The organism is Paenibacillus campi (genome assembly GCF_034659835.1).
In the GTDB taxonomy this organism is placed as follows: Bacteria; Bacillota; Bacilli; order Paenibacillales; family Paenibacillaceae; genus Saccharibacillus; species Saccharibacillus campi.
This window is the reverse complement of the sequence record NZ_JAXSQZ010000022.1, coordinates 1-2,778: the sequence shown is the minus strand read 5'-3', so window position 1 is coordinate 2,778 and position 2,778 is coordinate 1. Positions and strand designations below refer to the sequence as shown.

2 protein-coding genes are annotated in these 2,778 nt (G+C 44.7%); both read left to right on the top strand.

Annotated elements, in window-relative coordinates:
• On the top strand, positions 1 to 759 hold a 759-nt coding region (locus U1I11_RS21590; RefSeq protein ID WP_322908153.1), incomplete at its 5' end, for an S-layer homology domain-containing protein.
• Positions 760 to 1,129: 370 nt separating this feature from the next.
• A partial coding sequence (locus U1I11_RS21585) for a carboxypeptidase-like regulatory domain-containing protein (RefSeq protein ID WP_474100272.1) occupies positions 1,130 to 2,778 on the top strand: 1,649 nt, incomplete at its 3' end.

Here is a 2,778-nt window from a genome sequence, read left to right as displayed (position 1 = left end):
AGTGCAGCGCACACGGTGAAAGTGGTGTTTGTCAAAACAGCAGTTACAACGCCAAGCAGCGAAGGCTTGCCGTACTATATGGACGGTAACCAAAAAGTATTTATCGGCTTTGCAACGACGATCAATGGAACGATGAAATATATCGCACCAGTGGGTAAAGAAGTACTGTTCCAGCCAAACGCGTACTCATTCTCCGATGTGAACGGAGGCTGGGCAGCCGCACCGGTGAGCTTTGTCGCCGATCGTGAAATTTTCCTGGGCACTGGGGACGGTAAATTTGCACCGAACAAAGGCATGACGCGCGCGATGTTTGCGGCAGTCATGGGTCGTCTGTATGAGCGCAGTTATGGCACATTGTCAACGAGCGGTGCAAGCCAGTTTAAAGACGTATCCGCAAGCAGCTGGTACGGCACCTATGTAAACTGGGCAGCGCAAAACGGTATCATCAAAGGCATGACGAGTAGCTCGTTCGAACCGAACCGCAACATTACGCGTGAAGAAATGGCAGTATTGCTGTATCGTTTTGCTTCGTTCATGAAAGTGAACAATACGATCAATACCGATCAAAAGTTAACGTTTAAAGATGCAGGCAGTATCGGAGCATGGGCAAAACCAGCCGTGCAATTCTTTGCACAAAAAGAAATCCTGAACGGACGCAGCAGTACGCAATTTGCGCCAAAACAGACAGCGACGCGTGCGGAAACAGCCGCTGTATTGGAGCGCTTTATCGAGCTGGTCGTAGCACAAGCAACTCAATAATATGACCATGACGTTGTTCGATGATTAAGTATAACGAGATTAATGGCGACCTTCCCCAATGCGCATGTTGGGTAAGGTCGTCTTTTATTTGGAACATAAATAGAATAGCAAGCATTGCGTTATTCTGCTTATTTTAATATGTTCCAAATATTTTTTAATGTTGTAAAACCAGGCGCTTTTAACTACGTTTTAGGCTGGATTTGTAAGTGTTTTGTAGTTAATAACATTTAAAATATGTCTTAAGTAGTAAATAAGTATATGATCATTAGTCAAAAGGGTACGCTGTCTGTTATGAGATGTACACGTATACACCATAATATTCGGCAAAGCTGTACACAAAGAGAAGTTACACCTATTCGGAGGCGATGAAATGAGGCACCAGAAGCAGTTGAGAAATCGTATTACAATACTGTGTTTGATTGTTCTGTTAATGATGGGGATCATTCCACTACAACAAGTGTACGCTGGTCGAGTGGAAGCGACTAATATTACAACCAATACACCTTATCCTACACTGCAAGATGCACTGAATAATGCGAAAAATGGAGAGACGGTTCAGCTCAACACACTGATTTTTAGTATGGGTACTGCTATAACGTACAATGTTCCGAATGCTGCGGTAACGCTTGATTTGGCGGGCTGGAGTATTTTGAATTCACCTTCGGCAGGTTCAGTCCAAGGAGATTCAGGTAGTAATGCTGCTTTGCAAATTATAGCTGGCACATTAACGATTGAAGATACTAGCCCAAGCCAAGATGGTAAAATCGTTTGGACGTATAGCCCATCGCTTGGTTCGGCAGTCAATATTGCTGCCAATGCTACGCTGAATCTCAAGTCGGGTTCTTTAACCGGATCGGGACAAGGCATCTATGCTTATGGTGCTGGAGCACATGTTAACATCTCCGGTGGTCTTGTTTATGGTACTCAATCTGGCTACGATTCTGAAGCGATTATCACTACTCTGGGCGCATATGCCTCCATCTCTGGCGGTTATATCGGTACATTTGATAGTAATTCGCCTGTAATCTATAGTCCCGTTTTATTGGATTCTAAGTATTGGAGCATTACTGGGGGCTATTTTTCCTCAAATGATTATTATGCGACTAAAACAAGTCAAATTTCTGACTTTATCGCATCTACAGGTTATGCAATGGTTACGCTAAATACACCTGTAACGAATACAACTTCGAATCAAACGCAATTTCCATACCAAGTGCTGTTAAAAGAAACGCTGCCTACCGCAACGCTTGATCCAGCTTCTGAAACATTAACCGGTCTTACTCCTAATGTAGGATATACGGTAAATGGAAGCACGTATGTGATAGCTGATGCCAACGGAGCGATTCCACTGGATGTGAATTGGATCGGTAGCACCATTAGTATTGTACAAAAAGGAACCGTAAATGTTTCGGCAGATAGTGATCCGCAAAATCTTACCATTCCTACTCGCCCAGCTGCACCTACTGTGACAGCAGATGACACACTGGATCAGATTACAGGTATCACGAGTGCAATGGAAGTGTCAATCGATGGCGGTAAATGGACAACATATTCCTCAAGCAATCCGCCATCATTGAGCGGTAATCATACGGTGAAGGTACGTTATGCAGCAACGATCCAGCCATTAGCATTGGCAAGTATGGCGACGACATTGACATTTAACGCTGCAACGCCGACACCAACGCCGACACCGACACCAACACCAACGCCGACACCAACACCAACGCCGACACCAACACCAACACCGACACCGTCGGCAGGTTATAACGTAACGGGAACGGTAGTGGAACCGAATGGAAATACAGTCACAGCCGTAACCTATGCGAATGTGCAACTGTATCAAGGCAATATGGCAATCGCCAATACGGTAGTGACCGATGCGTACGGAAATTTCACGATGACCGGTGTAAGTAACGGCACCTACAATTTGGTTATAACTAAAAGCGGACGAATTTCCACGTTTCTCGTGACGATCAACAACGGCAATTATAATTTTGGCGGACAAAATCTGCTCTTGTC